Here is a 20391-nt window from a genome sequence, read left to right as displayed (position 1 = left end):
CCTACTCAATGCCGCGTTTAAAATGGCCTCTGGTAAAGTCCCCGGCGGCCGCGCCGGCATCCTCTCCTAATATGAATTCGCGGTAGAAGGCAGAAAGCACCGCCTCGGTCTCCCGCCTGTCTTCCAGTGTAAAGTTAAGCCTCAGCGCCTCCGCTCCAAGTCCCATGACCTCATCGGAAAGGCCGTGAAGCGACAGGGGCGCCGCGTTCCAGATCGTGTTATAACAGAACCGACACTGGTTCTCCACCGGAAACTCCTTTCCCTTCCTGTCTTTCATCCACAGGACTCCCGGCTTCTTGTCACAGCCGGACAGCGTCCGATGGATGCACTGGGCCGAAACCATCATCGGAAGGCGGCCGTAGACGATCATCTCTCCGCCGGCACCGGCGTCCGCAATCTCCCTGCGGTTTAACTCCACCGGAACCGTCACGCGGCATGCGCCAAGCTCCTCCATGGCTTCCTTTGCCAGATGGTTAAAAACGTACATCCCATGGTCGAAGAAAAGTTTCCTGCCAGGAAACTGCTGTTTTACAAATTCCGGCTCCTCCATGGAGGCCACGCCAAGGACATCGAAGCCGGCTTCCAATAGCCGCTCCCGGTTCCTTAAAAAATAACTTTCTGCCTCTCCGCGGAAAATCCTCGGAAGCATCAGATAACAGGAAATCCCTTTTTCATGGCAGGCCTCCGAAGCCTGCTTCCATGTCCCGGCGTCAAAGGACTCCGATGCCAGATAAATCCCGAACTCTCCGCCCTTTTCCTTTTTCCACGCCCCGAACCTTTCCAGACAGGCCGAAAACTGTTCTTTCGTGCTTACAAGGGCATTGAATTCCGGACGCAAAGGAGCCGCAGCATGGACAGTTTCACGGAGAGCCGTGCCAGATTTCTCCTCCGGCGCTTTCCTGCGGTACAAATCATAAATTCCATGTTCCAGCGCCTCCAGTGCCTCACGCCGCATCCTGTTTAGTTCCTGTACCGGGAGGAAAACATCGCCTTCCATATGGATTTCCAGCGATTCAAATACAAACGGCGAGCCGCCGGTCTTCATAAGCTGCTTTCTGATCCGTTCCTCGGTCATCGGGGCGCTTTTTGCCTCCTCGGCCGGCGCGCCTTCCACATATGCGGAAACAGATGCCACCCGCTTCTTTTCCGTCTGCCTCTGGCCTGCCAGGGAAACCGTAAGCCGCGTTTTCTTTCCTGGCGCAATCCATGCCTCCCCCGTCACCGGTTCCTTTTTCTCTGCGTTGACGTAAAGACGGTCCAGCGTGTCATATAACTCCTGGCTCCCCTCACGAAATGCCGGTTTTTCCTTTAAAACCACCATATCACGGCCGTTATGCCGTTTATAATATCCGTCGGTCTGGCCGCCCCGGTCGAAAAGCTCCAAAAGCATCCGCCGGTCGGATTCGTCCACATGGTAGCCGCTCTTTCCTTCGTTTAAGTACATGTCCACATATTTCCGATAGACACTCACCACTCCGGCCGTGTACCGCGGACTCTTCATCCGTCCCTCGATCTTTAAGGAACAGACGCCGGTTTCCAGAATATCCGGCAAAATATCGAGGGTACAGAGATCCTTAAGGCTTAAAACATATTTCTCGTTCTTCCTATTTAACGATTTTCCGTCCTGTCTGACTTCAAAAGGCAGGCGGCAGGTCTGGGCGCACCGCCCTCTGTTCCCGCTGCGGCCGCCGATAAGGCTGGAAAACAGACACTGGCCGGAATAACAGTAGCAGAGCGCGCCATGGACAAAAACCTCGATTTCCATCCCTGTCTCCGCGTACATGGCCCGAAGCTCATCAAGGCTGAGCTCCCTTGCCGGCACGATCCGCGACGCCCCCATCTCTTTCAGGCTTTTCGCGCCGTATTTTCCCGTCACCGTCATCTGTGTGCTCACATGAAGCGGCAGTCCCGGAAAATGATCCCGGATATACCGGAACACGCCGAGATCCTGGATGATGACGCCGTCAAGGCCGGCCTCGTAATAGGGCCTTAAAAAGCCGGAAAGCTCGGAAAGCTCCCGCTCCTTCACCAGCGTATTGACCGTCATATAAAGCTTTTTCCCATGAAGATGGACAAATTCGATGGCCTTCACCAGGTTCTCCTCGTCCGGATTGTCGGCATAGGCTCTGGCGCCGAAGCGGCTTCCGCCGATATAGACGGCATCGGCCCCGGCATTTATGGCTGCCTTCATGCTTTCGTAAGACCCGGCCGGGGCCAGGATCTCAACCTTTCCGTTTCTCATAATCTCTCCTTTAAAGAAAAAGAAGCTGCCCGGTCCGTGCGGCAGCCCCCTCGTATCATTCCTTACCTTCAGAATCCCCTTTTGCAGACAGTGCGTCCAGCCTCATCTGGGCGCTGATCAGTTCATGCTTTAAGCTGTACATTTCCCGTTCCATTTCTTCTTTCTGGGCCTTGTACGCCTTTGCCTCCTGAAGCGCCTTAAAATAATCGTCCGCCAGATTGAGCTGGATCATGACCTCCTGGTAATCCGGGCTCTGTCTCGTAAAGCCGGGCTGGCTTTTGAGCATCACAATTTTATCGTTGATATAAGCGGCCACCTTCTGAAGATACTCCTGCTCTTCAGCTCCGCCAAGCGTATAAATTCTTCCATCAATCAGAACTTCCGCATAGTTTTTCGTTTCCATCCCCGAATTCTCCTGCCTTTTTCTTTTTCCATCGTAAATCATGGGCTGATTGCCCTGCGGTTATTATACCATGTCCACTGTGCGGCCATGGGCCTCCGGCGGAACTTAGCGCCCGGTTTTCTGCGGCAAGCGCAGAAACCGGTATGCGCAGGTATAATGTTCACGCTGTGAACATTATTCCATCTCGACTGTCGTCTCGATGGAGATGCTCGTCAAATGGTTACTCATGCAAGCATGGCAACCGCTTTCCTCGCTATTATACCATACTCCCCGCCAAACAGCCATAAAAATTATTCTTAATTCTTTCCGCCGTCAAGTCCCAGGTGATGGTACGCGGCCTCGGTCGCCATGCGGCCCCTGGGCGTCCTGTTTAAGAGCCCGTTCATCAGAAGGTACGGCTCGTAGACATCTTCCAGCGTCCCGGCGTCCTCGCCGATGGCGGCCGCCAGCGTCTCAAGGCCCACCGGCCCGCCGGAAAACTTAAGAATCAGCGTTTTTAACAGGTTCCTGTCGTTATTGTCCAGGCCAAGCTTGTCCACATCCAGGATATCCAGCGCAAAATCCGCCACGTCCTTTGTGATAACACCGTCATATTTCACCTGGGCAAAATCTCGCACGCGCTTTAAAAGCCGGTTGGCAAGCCTGGGCGTCCCGCGGGAGCGCCTTGCAATCTCCCAGGCGCCCTCTTCCTCGATTTTCACGTTTAAAACCTTCGCCGACCGTTTCACGATCACCGCCAGCTCCTCCGGCGAATAAAATTCCAGCCGCTGCACAACTCCGAACCGGTCACGGAGCGGCGCCGTTAATAGCCCTGCCCGCGTCGTGGCGCCCACCAGCGTAAATTTCGGAAGCTCCAGCCGGATCGACCTGGCTGAGGACTCTTTCCCGAGCATGATGTCGATGGCAAAATCCTCCATGGCCGGGTACAGAACCTCTTCCACCTGCCGGTTGAGCCTGTGGATCTCGTCCACAAACAGTACGTCGCCCTCCTGAAGGTTGTTTAAAATCGCCGCCATCTCCCCCGGCTTTTCAATGGCCGGGCCCGACGTCACCTTCATGTTCACGCCCATCTCATTGGCGATGATGGCGCTTAATGTCGTCTTTCCAAGGCCGGGCGGCCCGTAAAACAGCACATGATCCAACGCCTCTCCGCGGCTTTTGGCTGCGTCGATGAACACCTTCAGGGTGGACTTGAGCTTTTCCTGCCCGATGTAATCCTTAAGAAGCTGCGGCCGCAGGGATCCCTCTATTCTCTTGTCTTCCTCGGTCTCTTCCGTAGTGATGATTTTTCGACTCATAATTTCCTGCCTGTCATCCGAATTTTCCAGCCGGCATTACAAAAATGCCAGATATTTTAACGCCTTCTTGAGCACGTCCTCCGCCGTCATGCCGTCGGCAATTTCCACTTTCTTCACAGCGCCGGAGGCCTCGCCTGCCGAATAGCCGAGGGCCGTCAGCGCCTCGACGGCTTCCTTTCCGACCTCACTCATACCGGACACGGCGCTCTGAGGCGCCTCAGCGTCCACAGAAAACAGGATTTCCTCTGCGCTCACCTTGTCCTTTAAATCAAGGATGATTCTCTGGGCCGTCTTTCCGCCGATTCCCGGCGCCTTCGTGATCCGTTTCGCATCTCCGGTCACAACCGCCATCCGGAACTCGTCCGGGTTTAAGGCCGATAAAACACCGAGGGCACTCTTCGGGCCCACGCCGTTGACGCCCAAAAGCTTCTTAAAAATATCGAGATCCTGGCGGTTCAAAAAGCCGTAGAGAACCATGGCGTCCTCCCGGACCTGAAAATATGTAAAAATTTTGACTTCCTCTCCGTTGGGCGGAAGCGACGCCAGAACGGCAGTCGGTACAAAAATCCGGTACCCGATGCCTCCCGCCTCCACGACAACCGAATCCTCGAACTTCTCCATGAGAGGGCCGCGTATATATGAGATCACTGATGTTCCTCCAAAACTGATGTTGCTTCCGCTATCATAACATAGACAAAATGCCATTGCAAGTGAATCGAACAAATTTTCTATCCATTGACTTTCCGCTGCTGTTTCATTATACTGAAACAAGGCAGCGCATGGACTTCCATGCCCCACAGCCGCATTAAAAGGAGCGTACATAAAAATGATTACCATAGAAAAAACCTTCGATGCCGGAGACGGCTATCCCTTAGAGCGCCTTGGAGATCCCGAAAGGCTTTTATTTTTTGATATTGAAACCACCGGCTTTTCCGGAGATTATTCCTCCCTGTATCTCATCGGCTGCACCTGGTTTTCCAACGGCCGTTGGAATCTGATCCAGTGGTTTGCTGACAGCCGCGGGGAAGAACCGGCCGTCCTCGACGCCTTTTTCCAGTTTCTTGAGGGCTTTGACACCCTCGTCCACTTTAACGGCGACACCTTCGACATCCCGTTTCTAAAGAAACGCTGCAAGGCCTTAAAAACCGGCGGTTCTTTCGACGGTGTAACGAGCATCGACATCTACAAACGGATCAAGCCATACAAAAATCATCTGGGGCTTGAAAATCTGAAGCAGAAATCCGTTGAGGCCTTTCTTGGCATCGAACGCGACGACGTGTTTAGCGGAGGCGAGCTGATCGAGGTCTATGAACAATATTTAAGGTCAGGGGATGAAAACCTTCTGCACCTTCTCCTGCTCCATAACGAGGACGATTTAAAGGGCATGCCAAGGCTTCTTCCGATCCTTTCCTACCCGGATTATTTCAGCCAGCCCTTTTCCCTTTCCGATTTTTCCAAAACCGGCGGGGAAATCCCGCGGATCCGCCTTTTGTTTGAAGGAACGGACGGTATCACAGTTCCCGTCCCGCTACGGGCTTCCGTCCCCGCTTACGCCGTGTCCGTTTCCGGCCGGCAGATGGAAATTTATGTCCGCCTGTACGAGGGCAATTTAAAGTATTTTTACCCTAATTATAAAGATTATTACTATCTGATCTATGAAGATCAGGCGATCCATAAAAGTGTCGGGGAATTTGTGGATAAAGGCGCACGCGTCAAGGCCACGAAGGAGACCTGCTATACGAAAAAAAGCGGCTCTTTCCTGCCGCAGCCCTCGTCCCTCTGGACGCCGGATTTTAAAAATACATGCAAAGATAAGACGGGATTTTTTGAATTCTGCCCGGAGTGTTTTAAGGATACGGAGAAGACGGAGCTTTACCGGGAAGAGATTCTAAAGGCGGTGTTTGGGAAGTAGGGAGCTTTAATACTCCCCTTCCCTCAGCAAATACCTCAAATACGCAAACGTCTTCCTCTCCCCCTTCTCCATCAGCATCCGAAGCACCCGCTCCAGCATGGCCTTCGTCTCCGGGTGCATGACAAGGTAGTCCTTGCTTCGGCTGAAATACCTGTAAGGCGCAGCATCCGTATATTCGCGTCCCAGGTAAATCTTCGACGCCGCGATCCGGTCCATCACCATCTCCGCAAAATAATTGACCGGCATCTTCACGCCCACAATCTGCCAGTGGTCGGCTGCCGTGGACACGTCCGTCCAGTATTCAAAATGATGCTTGTTCCGCCCTTTGTGGTGGAGCCATGCCTCCGAATATCCCTTTTCTTCCTTTTCCGCCGCGTTGGGGCTCCTGGTGCCCTGATAGTACAAAACGCCTGTTTTAAACTCCGCCGGGGAATATTTTGACAGGTCATGGAGAAGCCCCTGCCGGTACAGCCCTATGCGGAAGCAGTTTTTCATGACGATCCACTTATGCCTTGTGATGGTGCAGAAATGTTTCCATCCATTTTCCCATTTTGTCATATTATTCACGCTTCTCTTTTTATTTGCAATTATTGTCTTATCTGAATTTTTTAGGATTATTACCTGCATCTTTCTGGTAAAAATGACAAATTTTTTATACGATTTCATTTGACATCCCTGTAAAAATGTACTATGATTGCTTTAGCCGCTTCTATAACGGCACGCTTAAAATTTCGGAGGTATCATATGAAAGGTACAGTTAAGTGGTTCAACAACCAGAAGGGTTACGGCTTCATCTGCGATGAGGCAGGAAACGACGTATTCGTCCATTATTCAGGTCTCAATATGGAAGGCTTCAAAACCATCGATGAGGGCGCAGAAGTTGAGTTCGATGTGATCGAAGGCGATAAAGGCCCCCAGGCCGTAAACGTAACCAAATTATAATCACCGCTTTCTCCTTGTGCCTTTTTCTGATAAAGTTCAGATTAGAAGGAAGTCCGCAGAGTACGATGTGATTAGGAAATGGGCCGCTGCATTTTTTTGCAGCAGCCCGTTTTTTATCGTTGGAACTCCTCCGCCGCAGGCGCATTCCCAACATCCGCTTACGCTAATCCCTGACAGCCCTCGAAAAAAGCCCCTTCAGTTCTTCCACTGAAAACACATAGTGCCGGTTGCAGAACTGGCAGTTCACTTCAATCTCTTTCCCGTCGTCAATCATGTCCTGAAGCTCCTTTTTCCCGATGCTCACAAGCGCCTTTTCCACCCGCTCCTTCGTGCAGTCGCAGGAGAACGCCACCGGCATCCTGTCTAAAATTTCCAGGCCGAAATCGCCGAGAAGCGCCTCTAACATCTCCTCCGGCGTCATGCCCTTATCAAGAAGCGACGTGACCGGTTCCATGACACCCAGCCGCTCCTCCAGCCGGTCGATCAGCTCATCCGATGCGCCCGGAAGAAGCTGGATGATAAACCCGCCGGCCTGGCGCACTGTGTTGTCCTTATTCATCAGAACGCCAAGAGCCACCGAAGACGGCACCTGCTCCGATGTGGCATAGTAATACGTCAGATCCTCGGCCACCTCGCCGGAAACCAGAATCGTCTGGCCCACATACGGCTCCTTTAAGCCGATGTCCTTAATCACGCTCAGGACGCCGACGCCAAGGGCGCCGCCCACATCCAGCTTTCCCTTGTCATTGGGCGGCAGCATCACTTCCGGATGGAACGCATAGCCTTTCACGTTCCCGAATGCGTCCGCCGTCACAAGAAGGCCGCCGATGGGCCCGTCCCCCTCCATCCGGAGCGTCAGAAGATCCTTTTCTCCCTTCATCATGGAACCCATCATGGCTCCGGCCGAAAGAAGCCGTCCCAAAGCCGCCGTCGCCACGGGGCTCGTATCATGGGCTTTTCTGGCCGTCTCCACCGTATCCCTCGCTGTCACGGCAAAGGCGCGCACCTGCCCGTCCGCTGCCGTCGCACGAATCATATAATCAGACATTCTCTTCTTCCTTTCTTTTTCCCTTTTCTCTGGCCGCAACATAGATCCGCTCACTATCCTCCCGCGGCGGCTCCTTCGTGAACGCGTCGTAAGCGGCCACGAATTCCATGCCAGCCTCCCGGAGAGCTTCTTTCACTTCGTCCAGGGAATAGGCCCGCTGGTAATGGGTCTCCTGATATTTCTCAAAAAGCCCGTCCTCCCTGCGGACAAAAACAGCCAGATCATAGATGTTGATCTTTTCTTCTTCGTCATACTGGTTTTCCCAGATAAAGCTGCATTCCTCCCGGTCCTCGGCTATGGTGGAATCCCCCAGAAGCTCCTTATACTTGTATTCTGTATTCAGATCAAACAGGAAGATGCCGCCGGGATCCAGGTAGTTGTTGACGAGGGAAAACACCTGTTTCAGTTCCTCTTTCTCCAGGATATAGTTCATGGAGTCACAGACGGAGACGGCCGCAGCCGCCGTGCCGTAAAGCTCAAACTCCCGCATGTCCTGGCAGAGATACAGGATATCATGGCCGGAGGCCGCCCGCTTTTCGGCTGCAAGCTCCAGCATTTCCTCCGAATTGTCGATGCCGATCATGTCGTAGCCCTGTTCTGCCAGAAGCTCCGTCATGCTCCCGGTTCCGCAGCCAAGCTCCAAAAGGATCCCCGAAGGCACACCGAAATCCCTTAAAAGCCCCGTCAGATAGCCGCACCACTCCTCATAGGGAATGTTGTCCATAAACGTGTCATAGACCTCTGCAAAGCCTGAATATGCCTCCACGCTCTCCGCTCCTTTCCCATTTCCCGCTTTAAATAAAAAGCCACTACCTGCTTTTCAGGTAATGGCTCCTCCCATTCGACAGGACTACTGATTGCGGCCGCAGCACTTCTTATATTTCTTGCCGCTTCCGCAGGGACACGGATCGTTGGGGTAAATCTTGTGGCCTTCGCGGCGGACGGTTCCCGACGCCTTCTGAGCCTTATAAAGCTCTTTCCTCTTCTCCTCCGTCAGGATCTCCTCCCACTGGGGAAGGCCGTAAAGCCAGCTTGCCTTTGCCTCAACCATGTTGTAGTAAAGCTTTTCCGGATCAATTTCGATCTTCACGGACGTATTCTCATCCATGGTCTCGATGGGGTTCTCATAGCCCTTTAAGCTCTCGTTGATGCCGTCTAAGAAGCCGGTCATGATTAACAGATCCGTCTCATACTTGTCCGCCAGCTCTTTTACGGTTCCCTCAACCACCTCAGACGGATTGGAAAGGATTTTCTCATAGATGCCTTTTTCGATAGTAAAATATCCGCTCCAGAGCTGTTCTCTCTTTTTATCATCGAGACCGTCGCCGTAAGCGAGGTTTCTCCAGTTTTCCAGTAATGTTGCCATAGCAAATCCATCCTTTTCTTACTCATATTGTATCGTCTGAAAACAATGCTCACCTGATTATAGCATAATTGAAAAATTCTGTAAACAGTAAAATCCCGGCCTTTTCGCCGCATGAAGCCGTCCTTAAGGCCTGCACCGGCCGCAGGGATCGTATCCGTCATCCAAAAGCGCCTGGCGGCTTCCGGTGTAATCCTCCCGGTTTTCCGGGTTCATGTCCGAAACGCTGCTGCATTCCGGTTTGTGGAATTTCTTCGTGTTGGTGTTGAGCACATACGTGCCGCCCTCGTCCGTCTCCTCGGACAGGACAGCGGATTCTTCCTGTTCGCCGGCCCCGGATGTCTCCTTTGCCGGAATACCGTTCTGCCCCGCGGATTCTGCCAGCCGGCTTTTCCCTGTCTCATAGTCGATCTCGATTCCCGGCTGCACATTGTACACAAAGACGCAGAACTGGATGCCCTCACCGCCGTCTTCCACCGACTCCGCCTCCATGAGGACGCCGTCAGCCACCAGGTTTCCCCCGGAAAACTCCGGCGTCACCCGGTAGAGCACATGGTTCCCTGTCTCCTTGATATAGTCGGCCACCATATTTTCAAATGGCAGCATACCTTCTACATTCATGTATCTGGTTCCCGTAATCAGGTTCCTCTCGTTGGCATTTTCCGCCGTGAGCTGGTACCCGATCAAATGGCAGCGGTTATAGAGGTATTTCCCGTCCACGATATCATACTTCACCGTCTGCCAGCCGGACGGCTTCACCTGGCCGATGGAGCCGCGCTCTTCTGTCGGCATCAGCTCTCTCCCGACATTCGCAAACGCCGTGCCGCAGCGCCCGAGGCTGTCTAACTCGCTGTATTCCTCAAAAGCCGTTTCTGTAAAATCTTCGTCCTCAAAATACGGGACATTCCCGTTTATGACTGCATAAGGCTCTCCGTCATAGGAATTTTCTGCCCCGGAGATCACGGCATCCGTCTGCCCTGCTCCGGCTCCGAAAGCAACGGTCGTGCCGTCCTGGCAGCCGCCAAGAAACAGGGACGCCGCAATCGCCAGGAAAAGAAACCATGTCCTGCCAAACCGCTTCATCGCCCGTACACCTCCATCGTAATCGTTTCATGGGAGCTTCCGGGAAATTCCTCCGTCCGTTTTAAGGACAGCCCCTTAAGCAGGCCTTTGTCAAAATACTGGTCTGCCGGATACCGCCTGTTCCACCGAAACAGCACAAGCTCCGTCACGTCTCCGAAAACTGCCGCCGGATCCTGTCCCTCCAAAAAGCAGGCATCCCCTGACTGAGCCTTCGACAGAAAATCATCGTCAGCGAGAATCTCCGTCACACTTCCCGTCTCCATCCCGTCAAACTGCTTCCTGCTGTAATGGCTCATCAGGAGCCGCCGGCCGCGGGACGCTTCAAGGATCTTTTCCCGCACGGCCGAATCCATGCTGAGCCGCCTTCTGTTAAACATCGTCCCGCCGTTATCTTCTACGCAAATAAACAGCTTCATCTTTCGCATCTCCTTCTTTTCCAGATCATTTTAAGTCAATCCAGTACCGCCTCGTAATCCGCTTGACACCGTCAATTTCATTTTGGATTTTGTCCTGAAGGACTCCGCCGTTCTTTTCGATGACCCGGGCCGAACCAATGTTATCGTCATCGCAGGTAACCAGAACCCGAGAAAGCCCCAGCTCGTCTTTCGCATACCGGAGCGCCCCGGAAAGCAGCGCCGTCCCCATGCCTTGATTCCACCTGGAACACCGGACGCCGTAGCCGATATGCCCGCCGAACCGCAGAAGCGCCTCTGTCAGGCTGTGCCGCACCGATGCCTCGCCGATGAATTCCCCGCCGTCCACGAGCCAGAGATAGGTGGCTTTCACAAACCCCGGCGGCAGATTCCGCCCCTCTCTGGAATCCTCCGCCTGTTCGCAGATGCTGCGGGCGCCGTCCTTTAAAAACAGATGGTTAGTAATGCCCTTCTCTTCATATTCCCTGGCTGCCTCCCGGTAAGATTCATAATATGCCTCATTTGGAAAGATCAGTTCCATATGTCAAATCTCCTCTCCTGCCTGTAACTGCCGCACGGGCCGTGCCGGATACGCCGCCCTTTTGGCCCGCGGCCTGATGTCAAACATACGGACATCTTATCACGAAACCATGGCGCTGTCCACAAGATGTCCCGAAAAACTCTCCGACAAAAAGCATTGACACCCAATATTTTTCTGCATATAATGTAGGAATATCTTGTCGAAACAGATTTTTTCAGATTGGAGGACATGGACATGAACATCACCATACGAGCTGCCGTTTTGGAGGACTGTGAACGCATCCGGCCTCTCCAAAAAGAAATCGCCGACCTTCACCACGACGGACGGCCGGACTTATTCCGGACCGAAGCCCGCTATTTTAGCCAGGATGCCTTCAAGGAACGGCTGGAAGACCCGAAGCATACGATCCTGATCGCAGAAACCGATGAGGGACAGGTCGTCGGATACGCCTTTGCATGGGTCATTTCCTATCGGAACCACACGGCCCTCGTGGATCATGACAGCTTTTACATCGACGATATCTGTGTCCTGAACGCCTTCCAGAGGGCAGGCATCGGCCGGCGGCTGTTTGAATGCTGCAAACAAAAGGCTGAAGAACAAGGCTGCAAAACGATGGAGCTGGGTGTATGGGCCTTCAATAAAAAGGCCATCGCTTTCTATGAAAGCCTCGGCATGACGGAACGCATAAAAAAGATGGAATATCTTTTGGAGACATAGGCGGCGAAGTGCCGCTTTCTGTCTGCGGATCAAAAAATTTTCACGAAACGATTTTAGAATATCCTGCCTCTCAGGACAGACTTTCCTCATATTACTCCCCACACATTCCGTCATACCTTTGCTACCCGAAGCATCGAACACGGAATACCGCCTAAGGTACTGCAAACCATCATGGGCCACAAAGATTTATCGACAACCATGGAAATCTACGCTCATGTACTTCCCAATCCAAAAGCCGAAGAAATGCAGAAATTAAATGCGTTGATTTCTTAAATCGATTTTGTGTCAGTTTTGTGTCAGAACGCCCATTCGTCCTCTTTTTCCCATCTGCTCTTCCATCCGAACCATCCCCCAACCCCTGATAAAATAAGGAAAAATCAAAAAAATACCCCGTCTACTGCACAAAGCCAATAAACGAGGTATCAAAAAGGGGAGGATAAGTATTAATCTTTCTCTTTTGTTGATACTCCTATTATTACCGGAATTTTCCCGCCTATACATCCAACCGAAAAAAAATATTGATTTCACGAAAATCTTTTTCTATAATGATTTTAAAACCGCAAAAGACAGGAGAATACGCTATGAAAAATCTCATCATTGGACAGTCCGGCGGCCCCACTGCGGTCATCAACGCAAGCCTCTGCGGCGCCGTCGCGCAGTGGAAGCGCCAGAACCAGGACGGCTGCGTCTACGGGATGATTAACGGGATCGAAGGCCTGTTAGCCGGCCGGTACATGGAGCTTTCGGCACTCTCGGACGAAGAGCTCTCCCTCTTAAAGCTCACCCCGGCCGCCTACCTTGGCTCCTGCCGCTATAAACTGCCGGCCGATCCGGCTTCGGAGGTGTACACGGAGCTTTTTAAGAAACTTGAGGCATTAAACATCGGCTGGTTCCTCTATGTGGGCGGAAACGATTCCATGGACACCGTGGACAAGCTTTCCCGCCATGCCGCAGCAGCCGGAAGCGAAATCCGCTTCATCGGCATCCCGAAAACCATCGACAACGACCTGGTTATGACCGACCACACGCCGGGCTTTGGAAGCGCCGCGAAATACGTCGCCGCCACCGTCCGCGAAATCGTCCTGGACGCCTCTGTTTACCAGCAGAAATCCGTAACGATTGTAGAAATCATGGGCCGTCACGCCGGCTGGCTCACCGCCGCCTCCGCCATGGCAAGAAAAGAGGAAGGAGACAATCCGCTTCTCATCTATCTGCCGGAAGTGCCTTTCCGCCTGGAGGCCTTTTATAAAGATCTGGAAGCAGCCATGGAAAAAACACCGAACGTGGTTGTCTGTGTTTCCGAGGGCATCGCGGATGCAGACGGGAAATTTATCTGCGAGTACGCCGACGCCGCCAGGACAGATTCCTTCGGCCACAAGATGCTCACCGGCTGCGGAAAGGTTCTGGAAAATCTCGTCCGTGACCATTTCGGCGTCAAGGTTCGCTCCGTGGAGTTAAATGTGAGCCAGCGGTGCAGCGGCATGCTGGCCTCAGGAACCGATATTGAGGAGGCGTTCCTTGCCGGCGCTTACGGCGTTTCTGCGGCGCTTTCCGGGGAAACCGGGAAGATGGCGGCCTTCGTCCGGGCGGACGGCGCAGACTATTCCCTGTCCTGCCAGACCTTTGACGTATCGGCCATCTGCAACCAGGAAAAGAAATTCCCGGCCCAGTGGATCACGCCAGCCGGAAATGACATCACCCCGGACTTCCTCTCCTACGCCCTCCCCCTGATTCAGGGCGAGCCGGAAAGGATCATGGAAAACGGGCTTCCAAAATATCTGTACCGGAAATAATGTCCGAAAACGCGGCGGCTCAGAACCTGAAAGGTTCAAAGCCGCCGCGCTTTCTTTTTACGACACATCCCCAATATCCATAATTTCACATCCGGCATAAAACAGCCGCAAAATCTCCGCACAGCTCTTTCCTGTCTTCGCCATTCCCTGAGCGCCGTTCTGGCTCATGCCGGCGCCGTGGCCGTAGCCGCCGCCGTAGATGGTAAATTTCGTCACCTGATTTTCGTCCGTGCCCTCGTTCTCGATATAGATAAAAGCGCTCGGAAGCGTATCCCAGCCAGTGATGGTGTCATCGGCATTCCTGGTGTACACGAGGCTCGGATTTCCCAGGATCGTGCGGATTTTACTCTGACTCGAAAACGTCTTGGAGCCCTCGGTGCCCACGACTTTTAACGTCCGCGCAATCCCGCCGGGCCCTCTCTCCGTCACGGTCAGCCCCGTGATCCGGCCGACGCCGCCGATTTTTTCCGAAAGGATCGTGCTGTCGGTGGTTGTCTGCCAGCGGAACATGGCCGCATCCGCATCGTAAGCCCCGGAATTCTCATTCTGGATAAACGCCTTAAATTCCTCGTTGGAGGACAGGCTCAGCTCTCTCGCATTTTCGTCGATGGAGACGGCCCGCAGATACGGCGTCCCTGCCGGATCCGCCCCCCAGACACTGCCGTCAGTGCTGTGCCCGCAGGAGGTGGAATAATAAAACGCTTCGATGGGCTCTCCCTCGTAGGCAAGAAGCTGGCCGAAGGTCTCATTGACGGCCGTATCCGTGCTCTCAAAGGTGTTGGTGTTATTGTACACCTGATAATTGGTGCTGTCATCCACATGGGCGCCGTACTTGCTGTACGCGTTCCCCTGAATCTGGCGCCATGCATACGTCCTGGCGCAGATGGCCTGGGCCTTAAGCGCCTCCACCTCATACGTGGACGGCATCTCGCTGGGAACCACGCGCTTTAAATATTCCTCCAGATCCACCTCGTTTAAAAGCAGCAGCCCCTCATCCTCTTTCGTAATTTCCATATGTCCCGGATACACCGGCGTCCCCTGGGCCCGCTCGATGTTTTTCACCGTAATCATGCCGCCCTCGTTTGCCGAGCGGAACACGAGACGGCCTTCTGACAGCCGCGAATCATCCCCTGTGATCGTAAGCTCTTCCCCGGCCGCAATGGAAACAGACTCCCGGTTCTTTTCATCCCCGTATTCCAGCACGGCCATGCTGTCGCAGGAAAGGGTAATTTCCGAATGGAACAGGGAAGAAAAGCCTGTATCCATCAAAAGCACGCGGATGTTGTCAATCTCCGGCTTCTGGGTCGTCAGGGCCGCACAGATCTCGCCGCCGGCCACGACGAATTCCTGAAGGTGGTAGCCCACAAGGATGTCGGACTTCTGCTGTTCCATCAGGACGCCGTATGTACGGTAAATTTTGAAATTATCCGCCAGCGGTACAGCTCCGTAGCCCTCGATTTCAATCTCGTTTTCCCGCACGGAAAGGACGGTTCCCGTGATCCGTTCCTTCTTAAGCACCAGCCTGCGTGGATTTCCATTTTTCAAATACAGATCTCCTACCTGGCCGGAAATCTCCTCCTCGTCCTTTAAAACGCCCTTCACCGGGAATTTTCTCTGGACAGCGCCCACGAAAACCGTCACCTCGTTGTTGTCAAAGCCGGAAATCCAGGCGTTTTCATAGACAATCTCATCGGAAACCACTTCCACGACCTTTAAAATATCGTCGTCCCGCACGAGAAGGCGCGCCTTCCTGTCAATGTACGAGTCGAGATAAAGTCCCTCGAACCGGAATTTCCCGTCCTTTGTATAGGCTGTCCACGGAGCTGCTGCCTCCACATTGTCCGGCGTGCCGTAAATGTCGGTCTCCAGCTCCTCTACCTTGCCTTCCGTGTCCACGGCTGCAAGAAATGCATCATAAAATTCCCAGAACGCATTCTTGGACGGCGCCTGATCGGCCTTCTTCCCTTCCCCGTAGGAAAGCACCTCTGAAAACCCGGCCTCCGACTCCTTTCCGGCCGCCCGGACGAAACCGGCCAGCTCCCCGTATGTAATCTCCGAAAGGGCAGACTCCTCCGTCGCGGCCGTGGCCTCTGCGTCCAGGTACCCGGCCTCATAGAGATAATCCATATATTTTGCGTACCACTGACCGGCCGCCTCCCCCTCAAAATAAGAGGTTTCCGGCTGGCCCGCCTTAATTTCCTCCTGGCTCGCAGCCGCCAGCGCCACAGCCCTCGAGGCCGCAGCCCGGGAGACGCCGCCGCCGTCCGGCTCCATGACTACAATCACAATCAGAAGCGCGACAATTAACGTCGCCATGCCGGCTACCCAGTTGATAAAAGTCTTTCTCTCGTCCATAAGCCCTCTTCCACTTATTCTTTGCGGCTAATATATGTTCCGCTGTCCTCGTCAATCCGCTCTAAGCCCATATAATCATCCACATCCTGCGAAAGCTCTTTCTTCCGCAGACAGTGGTTCTGAATCTTTGCCACCAGGTCAAAAATAACCGCCGTGGCCGGCACTGCAATAATCATGCCGATAAACCCATAAAGCCCGCCGAAAAGCAGGATCGACGCCAGGACCCAGAAGCTGGAAACACCGGTGGAGTTTCCCAAAATCTTCGGCCCAAGGATATTCCCGTCAAACTGCTGAAGAAGCAGGATAAAAAGCACGAAATACAGGCACTGCTTCGGGCTGATTAAAAAGACAAGCACTGCGCTTGGGATTGCCCCGATGAACGGCCCAAAAAAGGGGATCACGTTGGTGACGCCGACGATGACGCTGATTAAAAGCGTAAACGGCATCTTCATCAGATTCAGGCAGAAAAAGCAGAGCAGCCCGATAATCAGGGAGTCGATCACCTTTCCGATCAGGAAACCGGAAAACACCCGGTGGATAAACCGGAATTCCGCCACCGTGGCATTGGCCGTCTTGAGCGGAAGCAGCGCATAAATGATCCGCTTCGCCTGGGCAAACAGAACATCCTTGATGTTCAGGAGATAGATCATGACAATGATCCCGATTAACAGATTATATACAAGATTTACGATGTTCATGACGCTGTTGGAAACGCCGCCGATGATCTTTTCCAGGCTTTGCAGCCCCTCAAGGTTCTGGAGATTCGGCACCAGCTCGCTCACAGCCCAGGTCTGGAAGCTGTCGGCCACCTGTTGATAAAGGGAGAGCACCGTCGCCTCCAGGGACGGATTGTCGGCAAACAGCTTTGTGAGCCAGACATTGATATTCTGGAAATACGTCGGCATCGCATAGAGGATCCCCATGATGCTGGAATAAAGCTGCGGGATAATCATGCTGCAAAGGCTCATGACAACCGCAGAAAGAAACAAAAGACTTGCCGCCGTCCCTGCGGTCTTCCCGATCCATCCGGCCGTCTTTTCACTGCGAAGCAGGCGCTTCACGTTCGCGTCCGTCCATTTTCTGCACACATTATAGACAGGCGCCATGAGAAAGGCCAGGACAGCGCCGTAAATAATCGGCGCCAGGATGGAAACCACCTTGTCAAAGGCCGCTCCGACCGCCTCCCGCTCCAGGAACAGGAACACGATCAGGATTGCGGCCGTAATGACGGATATGGCCGTAAGCCCCATATAAATATACTTGTTGAATGGATGATTTTTCATTCTCGGCTTCTCCTTAGAAGTAATTGTAAAAACTAGCTGTCCAACCATACAATACCATGTCCGCTCCGCGGCCATGGTGCCTCCGGCGGAATTTAGCGCCCGGTTTTCTGCGGTGAACGAAAAAAACCGGCGTGCACAGGTATAATGCCCGCTCTGCGGTCATCATACCATATTTCTTTCAAATAAAAAAGGGCGGAATGGAAAAAAGTGTGTGGCACCTGCCGGGGTTATGCAACGAAAGAAAGCAGCGATTTCTCGCTGCTTTTATCTTTCGCAATCCCAAAATGCCGTTTCCTGCAAAATTGACTCCTAGCCTTGCTAGGTGGGCAACCTCACTTAAACTTCTGCCTTCCACTCAAAAGGAGGCCTGACATCCGCTTAAAAATATTGGAATCCCTGACGTCATAATGTAGGTTCAAAATAAACAGGAGTGTCGAACATTTCAGGAATTGCGAACCGATCTTTGTTACGTGTCTATTATAGCGCAGATGTTTTAATTTTTCAAGTTCCAATTCCTGGTCTCATGGAAATCTCTTCCACAAATTTTCCGTCCGGCCCCACGAAGCCGTAAACCAGCTTCTTTTCCTCCGGTTTTTCGCTGCTGAACTCATAGGAAGAAAGAAGCTTTTCGGCGGCTTCCGGAAACAGTTCCTCTTTGTCCGCATAAAGCACGGCCAGCACGTCTCCCTTCTTCACAGGGTCGCCGTATTTTTTCTTTAACAGGATGCCGGCAGAAAAATCAATGACATCGTCCTTTGCGGCACGTCCTGCGCCAAGAAGCATCGAAGCCGTGCCGCAGCCCTCGGCATCCATGCCGGAGACGAAGCCGTCCTCTTCTGAACGCACCTCAAAGGAAAACGCCGCCTTCTTAAATTTCGCCGGATCCTTCAGGTAGGAAATATCTCCGCCCTGGCCCTCTGCCATTTTAAGGAACGTCTCGTAGGCACTCCCGTCCTTCAAGGCTTCTTCCGCCATCGCCATGCACTCGGGAAGCGTGCCCTTTCCTGCCGCCGCTAACATGTGAGCCGCCAGGTGCACGCAGACGATCTTAAGATCCTCCGGGCCGCCGCCCTTTAAGGTATCGAGTGCCTCCAGCACCTCCAGGGTATTCCCCACTGCCTCGCCAAGGGGCACATCCATATCCGTGATGACGGCCGAGCAGTTCTTCCCTGCGCCGTTTCCGATGGAAACCATGGTCTCTGCAAGGGCCACCGAATCCTCAAAGGTTTTCATAAAGGCGCCGCTTCCCGTCTTCACGTCCAGGACAATCCCGTCGCTTCCGGCCGCCAGCTTCTTGCTCATGATGGACGACGCGATAAGCGGGATGCTGTCCACCGTGGCCGTCACGTCCCGCAGGCCGTAAATCTTTTTATCGGCCGGCACCAGGTTCCCGGACTGGCCGATGACGGCGATGCCCACCTGGTTCACCAGATCAAAAAACCGCTCCCTGGAAATGGTCGTCTGAAAGCCGGGAATGGCCTCCAGCTTGTCGATGGTGCCGCCCGTGTGCCCCAGGCCGCGGCCCGACATCTTGGCAACCTTTACGCCGCAGGCCGCAGCGATGGGCCCTACGATTAGCGTCGTCTTGTCGCCGACGCCGCCGGTGGAGTGTTTGTCGGCCTTCACGCCCTCGATGGCCGAAAGATCCACAGTCTCTCCGGAATGCTCCATTTCAAGAGTCAGCTCCGTCGTCTCACGGCTGTCCATGCCCTGAAACCAGATCGCCATCAGCATGGCCGACATCTGGTAATCGGGGATTTCCCCGGCCGTAAAGCCCTTTACCATCCAGGCAATCTCCTCCCGCGTCAGGGCGCCGCCTCTCTTCTTTTTCTCAATCAGGTCATACATTCTCATGAAGGTGTTCTCCTTTCGTCCCCGTCACATACTCCGGCCCAAAGCTCTCCGGCAAAAGCTCCGAAAGCCGGTATTCCTTATATTCCGTCTCCGACTTCGCAAGAATCACAAGAAACTCCTCCGGATCCGAAAATTCCCGGAGAACCTGCCGGCAGATGCCGCAGGGCGGGCAGAAATCCGTGACAGCTCCGCCGCGGCCGCCTGCGATGGCAATGGCCAAAAACCTCCGTTCCCCGGCCGCCGCCGCAGAAAAAGCCGCCGTCCGCTCGGCGCAGCAGCCTGCCGGATAAGAGGCGTTCTCCACGTTGACGCCTGTATAGATCCGGCCGCTCTCTGAAAGCAGGGCTGCCGCCACAAAAAAGCCGGAATACGGCGCATAGGCATTGGGGAGCGCAGCCATGGCCGCACGGATCAGCTCTTCCTTTTTCATCGGCCTTCCTCCTCTTTTACAAGCTTCACAATCCGGCTCGTTCCAAGGCGGGAAGCACCGAGGGAGAGGAACCGCTCCGCGTCTTCCATGGAAGAAATCCCGCCGGCCGCCTTGATCTTTACGCCCGGCCCCACATGGGCTGCAAACAAAGCCACATCCTCGAACGTGGCCCCGCCTGTCGAGAAGCCTGTGGAAGTCTTGATATAGTCGGCTCCGGCCTTTGTAACGATCCGGCACATGGCGATTTTTTCTTCCTCCGTGAGAAGGCAGGTTTCAATAATCACCTTTAAAATTTTCGATCCGCAGATTTCCTTTAACATGCGGATCTCCTCCTCGATTTTCTCATACTGCTTCGCCTTCAGATCGCCGATGTTGATCACCATGTCGATCTCGTCGGCCCCGTTTTCCAGAGCTTCTCTCGTCTCAAAGGCCTTCGTCCCTGCCGTGCAGTAGCCGTTTGGAAAGCCGATGACCGTGCAGACAGCCATGGACTCCCCCAGGCTGTCAAAATATTTCCTGGCTGCCTTCACAAAAGACGGCGGGATACAGACGGAAGCCGTGCGGTACTTAACGGCATCGTCGCAGATTCCTTTCATGTCCTCCCAGACAGCGTCCTGCTTTAAAAGTGTGTGATCCACGCAGGCCAGAATTTTTTCTCTCTCCATCTCACCTTTCTCCCTTCCGGAAAAAGCGCCGGCCGGCTCCAAAAGACCG

The 20391-nt window shown here is 53.6% G+C and carries 21 protein-coding genes and 1 other RNA gene; 5 read left to right on the top strand and 17 right to left on the bottom strand.

The window, feature by feature from the left end; genetic code table 11:
• Nucleotide 1 precedes the first annotated feature (1 nt).
• The 4 genes from KE531_15880 to ruvA form a co-directional block, all read right to left on the bottom strand.
• A complete protein-coding gene (locus tag KE531_15880) occupies nt 2–2242 on the bottom strand; it encodes a U32 family peptidase (protein MBR9955071.1) in 2241 nt (746 codons plus the stop codon).
• Nucleotides 2243–2297: 55 nt separating this feature from the next.
• The gene (locus tag KE531_15875; protein MBR9955070.1) at nt 2298–2645 is read right to left on the bottom strand and encodes a cell division protein ZapA; all 348 of its coding nucleotides are present in this window, start codon (nt 2643–2645) and stop codon (nt 2298–2300) included.
• A 296-nt stretch (nt 2646–2941) separates the two neighbouring features.
• Nucleotides 2942–3943 (bottom strand): Holliday junction branch migration DNA helicase RuvB, encoded by a 1002-nt coding sequence (gene ruvB / locus KE531_15870; GenBank protein ID MBR9955069.1) that lies wholly within the window; start codon nt 3941–3943, stop codon nt 2942–2944.
• Nucleotides 3944–3979: 36 nt separating this feature from the next.
• Complete coding sequence (ruvA, locus tag KE531_15865) at nt 3980–4591, bottom strand: Holliday junction branch migration protein RuvA (GenBank protein ID MBR9955068.1); 612 nt, start codon at nt 4589–4591, stop codon at nt 3980–3982.
• A gap of 178 nt (nt 4592–4769) precedes the next feature.
• On the opposite strand from ruvA, the gene KE531_15860 reads away from it, so the two are divergent.
• Complete coding sequence (locus KE531_15860; GenBank protein ID MBR9955067.1) at nt 4770–5855, top strand: ribonuclease H-like domain-containing protein; 1086 nt, start codon at nt 4770–4772, stop codon at nt 5853–5855.
• Between the two features lie 6 nt (nt 5856–5861).
• Here the strand turns inward: KE531_15860 and KE531_15855 are convergent, their stop codons facing one another.
• A complete protein-coding gene (locus KE531_15855; GenBank protein ID MBR9955066.1) occupies nt 5862–6413 on the bottom strand; it encodes a catalase in 552 nt (183 codons plus the stop codon).
• A 186-nt stretch (nt 6414–6599) separates the two neighbouring features.
• Between KE531_15855 and KE531_15850 the strand changes: the two genes are divergently transcribed.
• Complete coding sequence (locus tag KE531_15850; protein MBR9955065.1) at nt 6600–6797, top strand: cold shock domain-containing protein; 198 nt, start codon at nt 6600–6602, stop codon at nt 6795–6797.
• A 163-nt stretch (nt 6798–6960) separates the two neighbouring features.
• Here KE531_15850 and hslO read toward each other — a convergent pair whose 3' ends face one another.
• The 6 genes from hslO to KE531_15820 form a co-directional block, all read right to left on the bottom strand.
• Nucleotides 6961–7845, bottom strand: a complete 885-nt coding sequence (gene hslO / locus KE531_15845; GenBank protein ID MBR9955064.1) for an Hsp33 family molecular chaperone HslO — start codon at nt 7843–7845, stop codon at nt 6961–6963.
• Complete coding sequence (locus KE531_15840; GenBank protein ID MBR9955063.1) at nt 7838–8611, bottom strand: methyltransferase domain-containing protein; 774 nt, start codon at nt 8609–8611, stop codon at nt 7838–7840. Before KE531_15840 ends, hslO begins: the two co-directional genes overlap by 8 nt.
• 84 nt (nt 8612–8695) lie before the next feature.
• Nucleotides 8696–9211 (bottom strand): SEC-C domain-containing protein, encoded by a 516-nt coding sequence (locus KE531_15835; protein ID MBR9955062.1) that lies wholly within the window; start codon nt 9209–9211, stop codon nt 8696–8698.
• 123 nt (nt 9212–9334) lie between these two features.
• On the bottom strand, nt 9335–10291 hold the full coding sequence (locus KE531_15830; protein ID MBR9955061.1) for a DNA/RNA non-specific endonuclease: 957 nt from the start codon (nt 10289–10291) through the stop codon (nt 9335–9337).
• Nucleotides 10288–10707 (bottom strand): ribonuclease Z, encoded by a 420-nt coding sequence (locus KE531_15825; GenBank protein MBR9955060.1) that lies wholly within the window; start codon nt 10705–10707, stop codon nt 10288–10290. Before KE531_15825 ends, KE531_15830 begins: the two co-directional genes overlap by 4 nt.
• A 25-nt stretch (nt 10708–10732) precedes the next feature.
• Nucleotides 10733–11245 carry a GNAT family N-acetyltransferase gene (locus KE531_15820; protein MBR9955059.1) on the bottom strand — a complete coding sequence of 171 codons (513 nt, stop codon included), beginning with the start codon at nt 11243–11245 and terminating at the stop codon, nt 10733–10735.
• Nucleotides 11246–11479: 234 nt separating this feature from the next.
• On the opposite strand from KE531_15820, the gene KE531_15815 reads away from it, so the two are divergent.
• The 3 genes from KE531_15815 (at nt 11480) to KE531_15805 (ending at nt 13755) form a co-directional block, all read left to right on the top strand.
• Entirely contained in the window at nt 11480–11962 is a 483-nt protein-coding gene (locus KE531_15815) for a GNAT family N-acetyltransferase (protein MBR9955058.1), read from the top strand.
• Nucleotides 11963–12022: 60 nt separating this feature from the next.
• Nucleotides 12023–12235, top strand: coding sequence for a tyrosine-type recombinase/integrase (locus tag KE531_15810; protein ID MBR9955057.1), 213 nt, complete (start codon nt 12023–12025; stop codon nt 12233–12235).
• A gap of 308 nt (nt 12236–12543) precedes the next feature.
• Entirely contained in the window at nt 12544–13755 is a 1212-nt protein-coding gene (locus tag KE531_15805; protein ID MBR9955056.1) for a 6-phosphofructokinase, read from the top strand.
• A 57-nt stretch (nt 13756–13812) separates the two neighbouring features.
• Here the strand turns inward: KE531_15805 and KE531_15800 are convergent, their stop codons facing one another.
• From KE531_15800 to deoC, 6 genes are all read right to left on the bottom strand, one after another.
• Nucleotides 13813–16110 (bottom strand): SpoIID/LytB domain-containing protein, encoded by a 2298-nt coding sequence (locus KE531_15800; GenBank protein MBR9955055.1) that lies wholly within the window; start codon nt 16108–16110, stop codon nt 13813–13815.
• Nucleotides 16111–16124: 14 nt separating this feature from the next.
• Nucleotides 16125–17393, bottom strand: coding sequence for an AI-2E family transporter (locus tag KE531_15795; protein MBR9955054.1), 1269 nt, complete (start codon nt 17391–17393; stop codon nt 16125–16127).
• A gap of 273 nt (nt 17394–17666) precedes the next feature.
• Nucleotides 17667–17845, bottom strand: a non-coding RNA gene (ssrS, locus tag KE531_15790) — 6S RNA.
• A gap of 49 nt (nt 17846–17894) precedes the next feature.
• Nucleotides 17895–19247 (bottom strand): pyrimidine-nucleoside phosphorylase, encoded by a 1353-nt coding sequence (locus KE531_15785; protein MBR9955053.1) that lies wholly within the window; start codon nt 19245–19247, stop codon nt 17895–17897.
• Entirely contained in the window at nt 19234–19677 is a 444-nt protein-coding gene (locus KE531_15780; GenBank protein ID MBR9955052.1) for a cytidine deaminase, read from the bottom strand. Before KE531_15780 ends, KE531_15785 begins: the two co-directional genes overlap by 14 nt.
• The gene (deoC, locus tag KE531_15775) at nt 19674–20342 is read right to left on the bottom strand and encodes a deoxyribose-phosphate aldolase (protein ID MBR9955051.1); all 669 of its coding nucleotides are present in this window, start codon (nt 20340–20342) and stop codon (nt 19674–19676) included. The genes KE531_15780 and deoC overlap by 4 nt, the downstream gene beginning before the upstream one ends.
• Nucleotides 20343–20391 lie beyond the last annotated feature (49 nt).

The organism is Eubacteriaceae bacterium Marseille-Q4139, from assembly GCA_018223415.1.
Classification (GTDB): domain Bacteria; phylum Bacillota; class Clostridia; order Lachnospirales; family Lachnospiraceae; genus CABSIM01.
The sequence above is the reverse complement of the archived record's forward strand: the minus strand, read 5'-3'. Positions and strand labels throughout refer to the sequence as shown.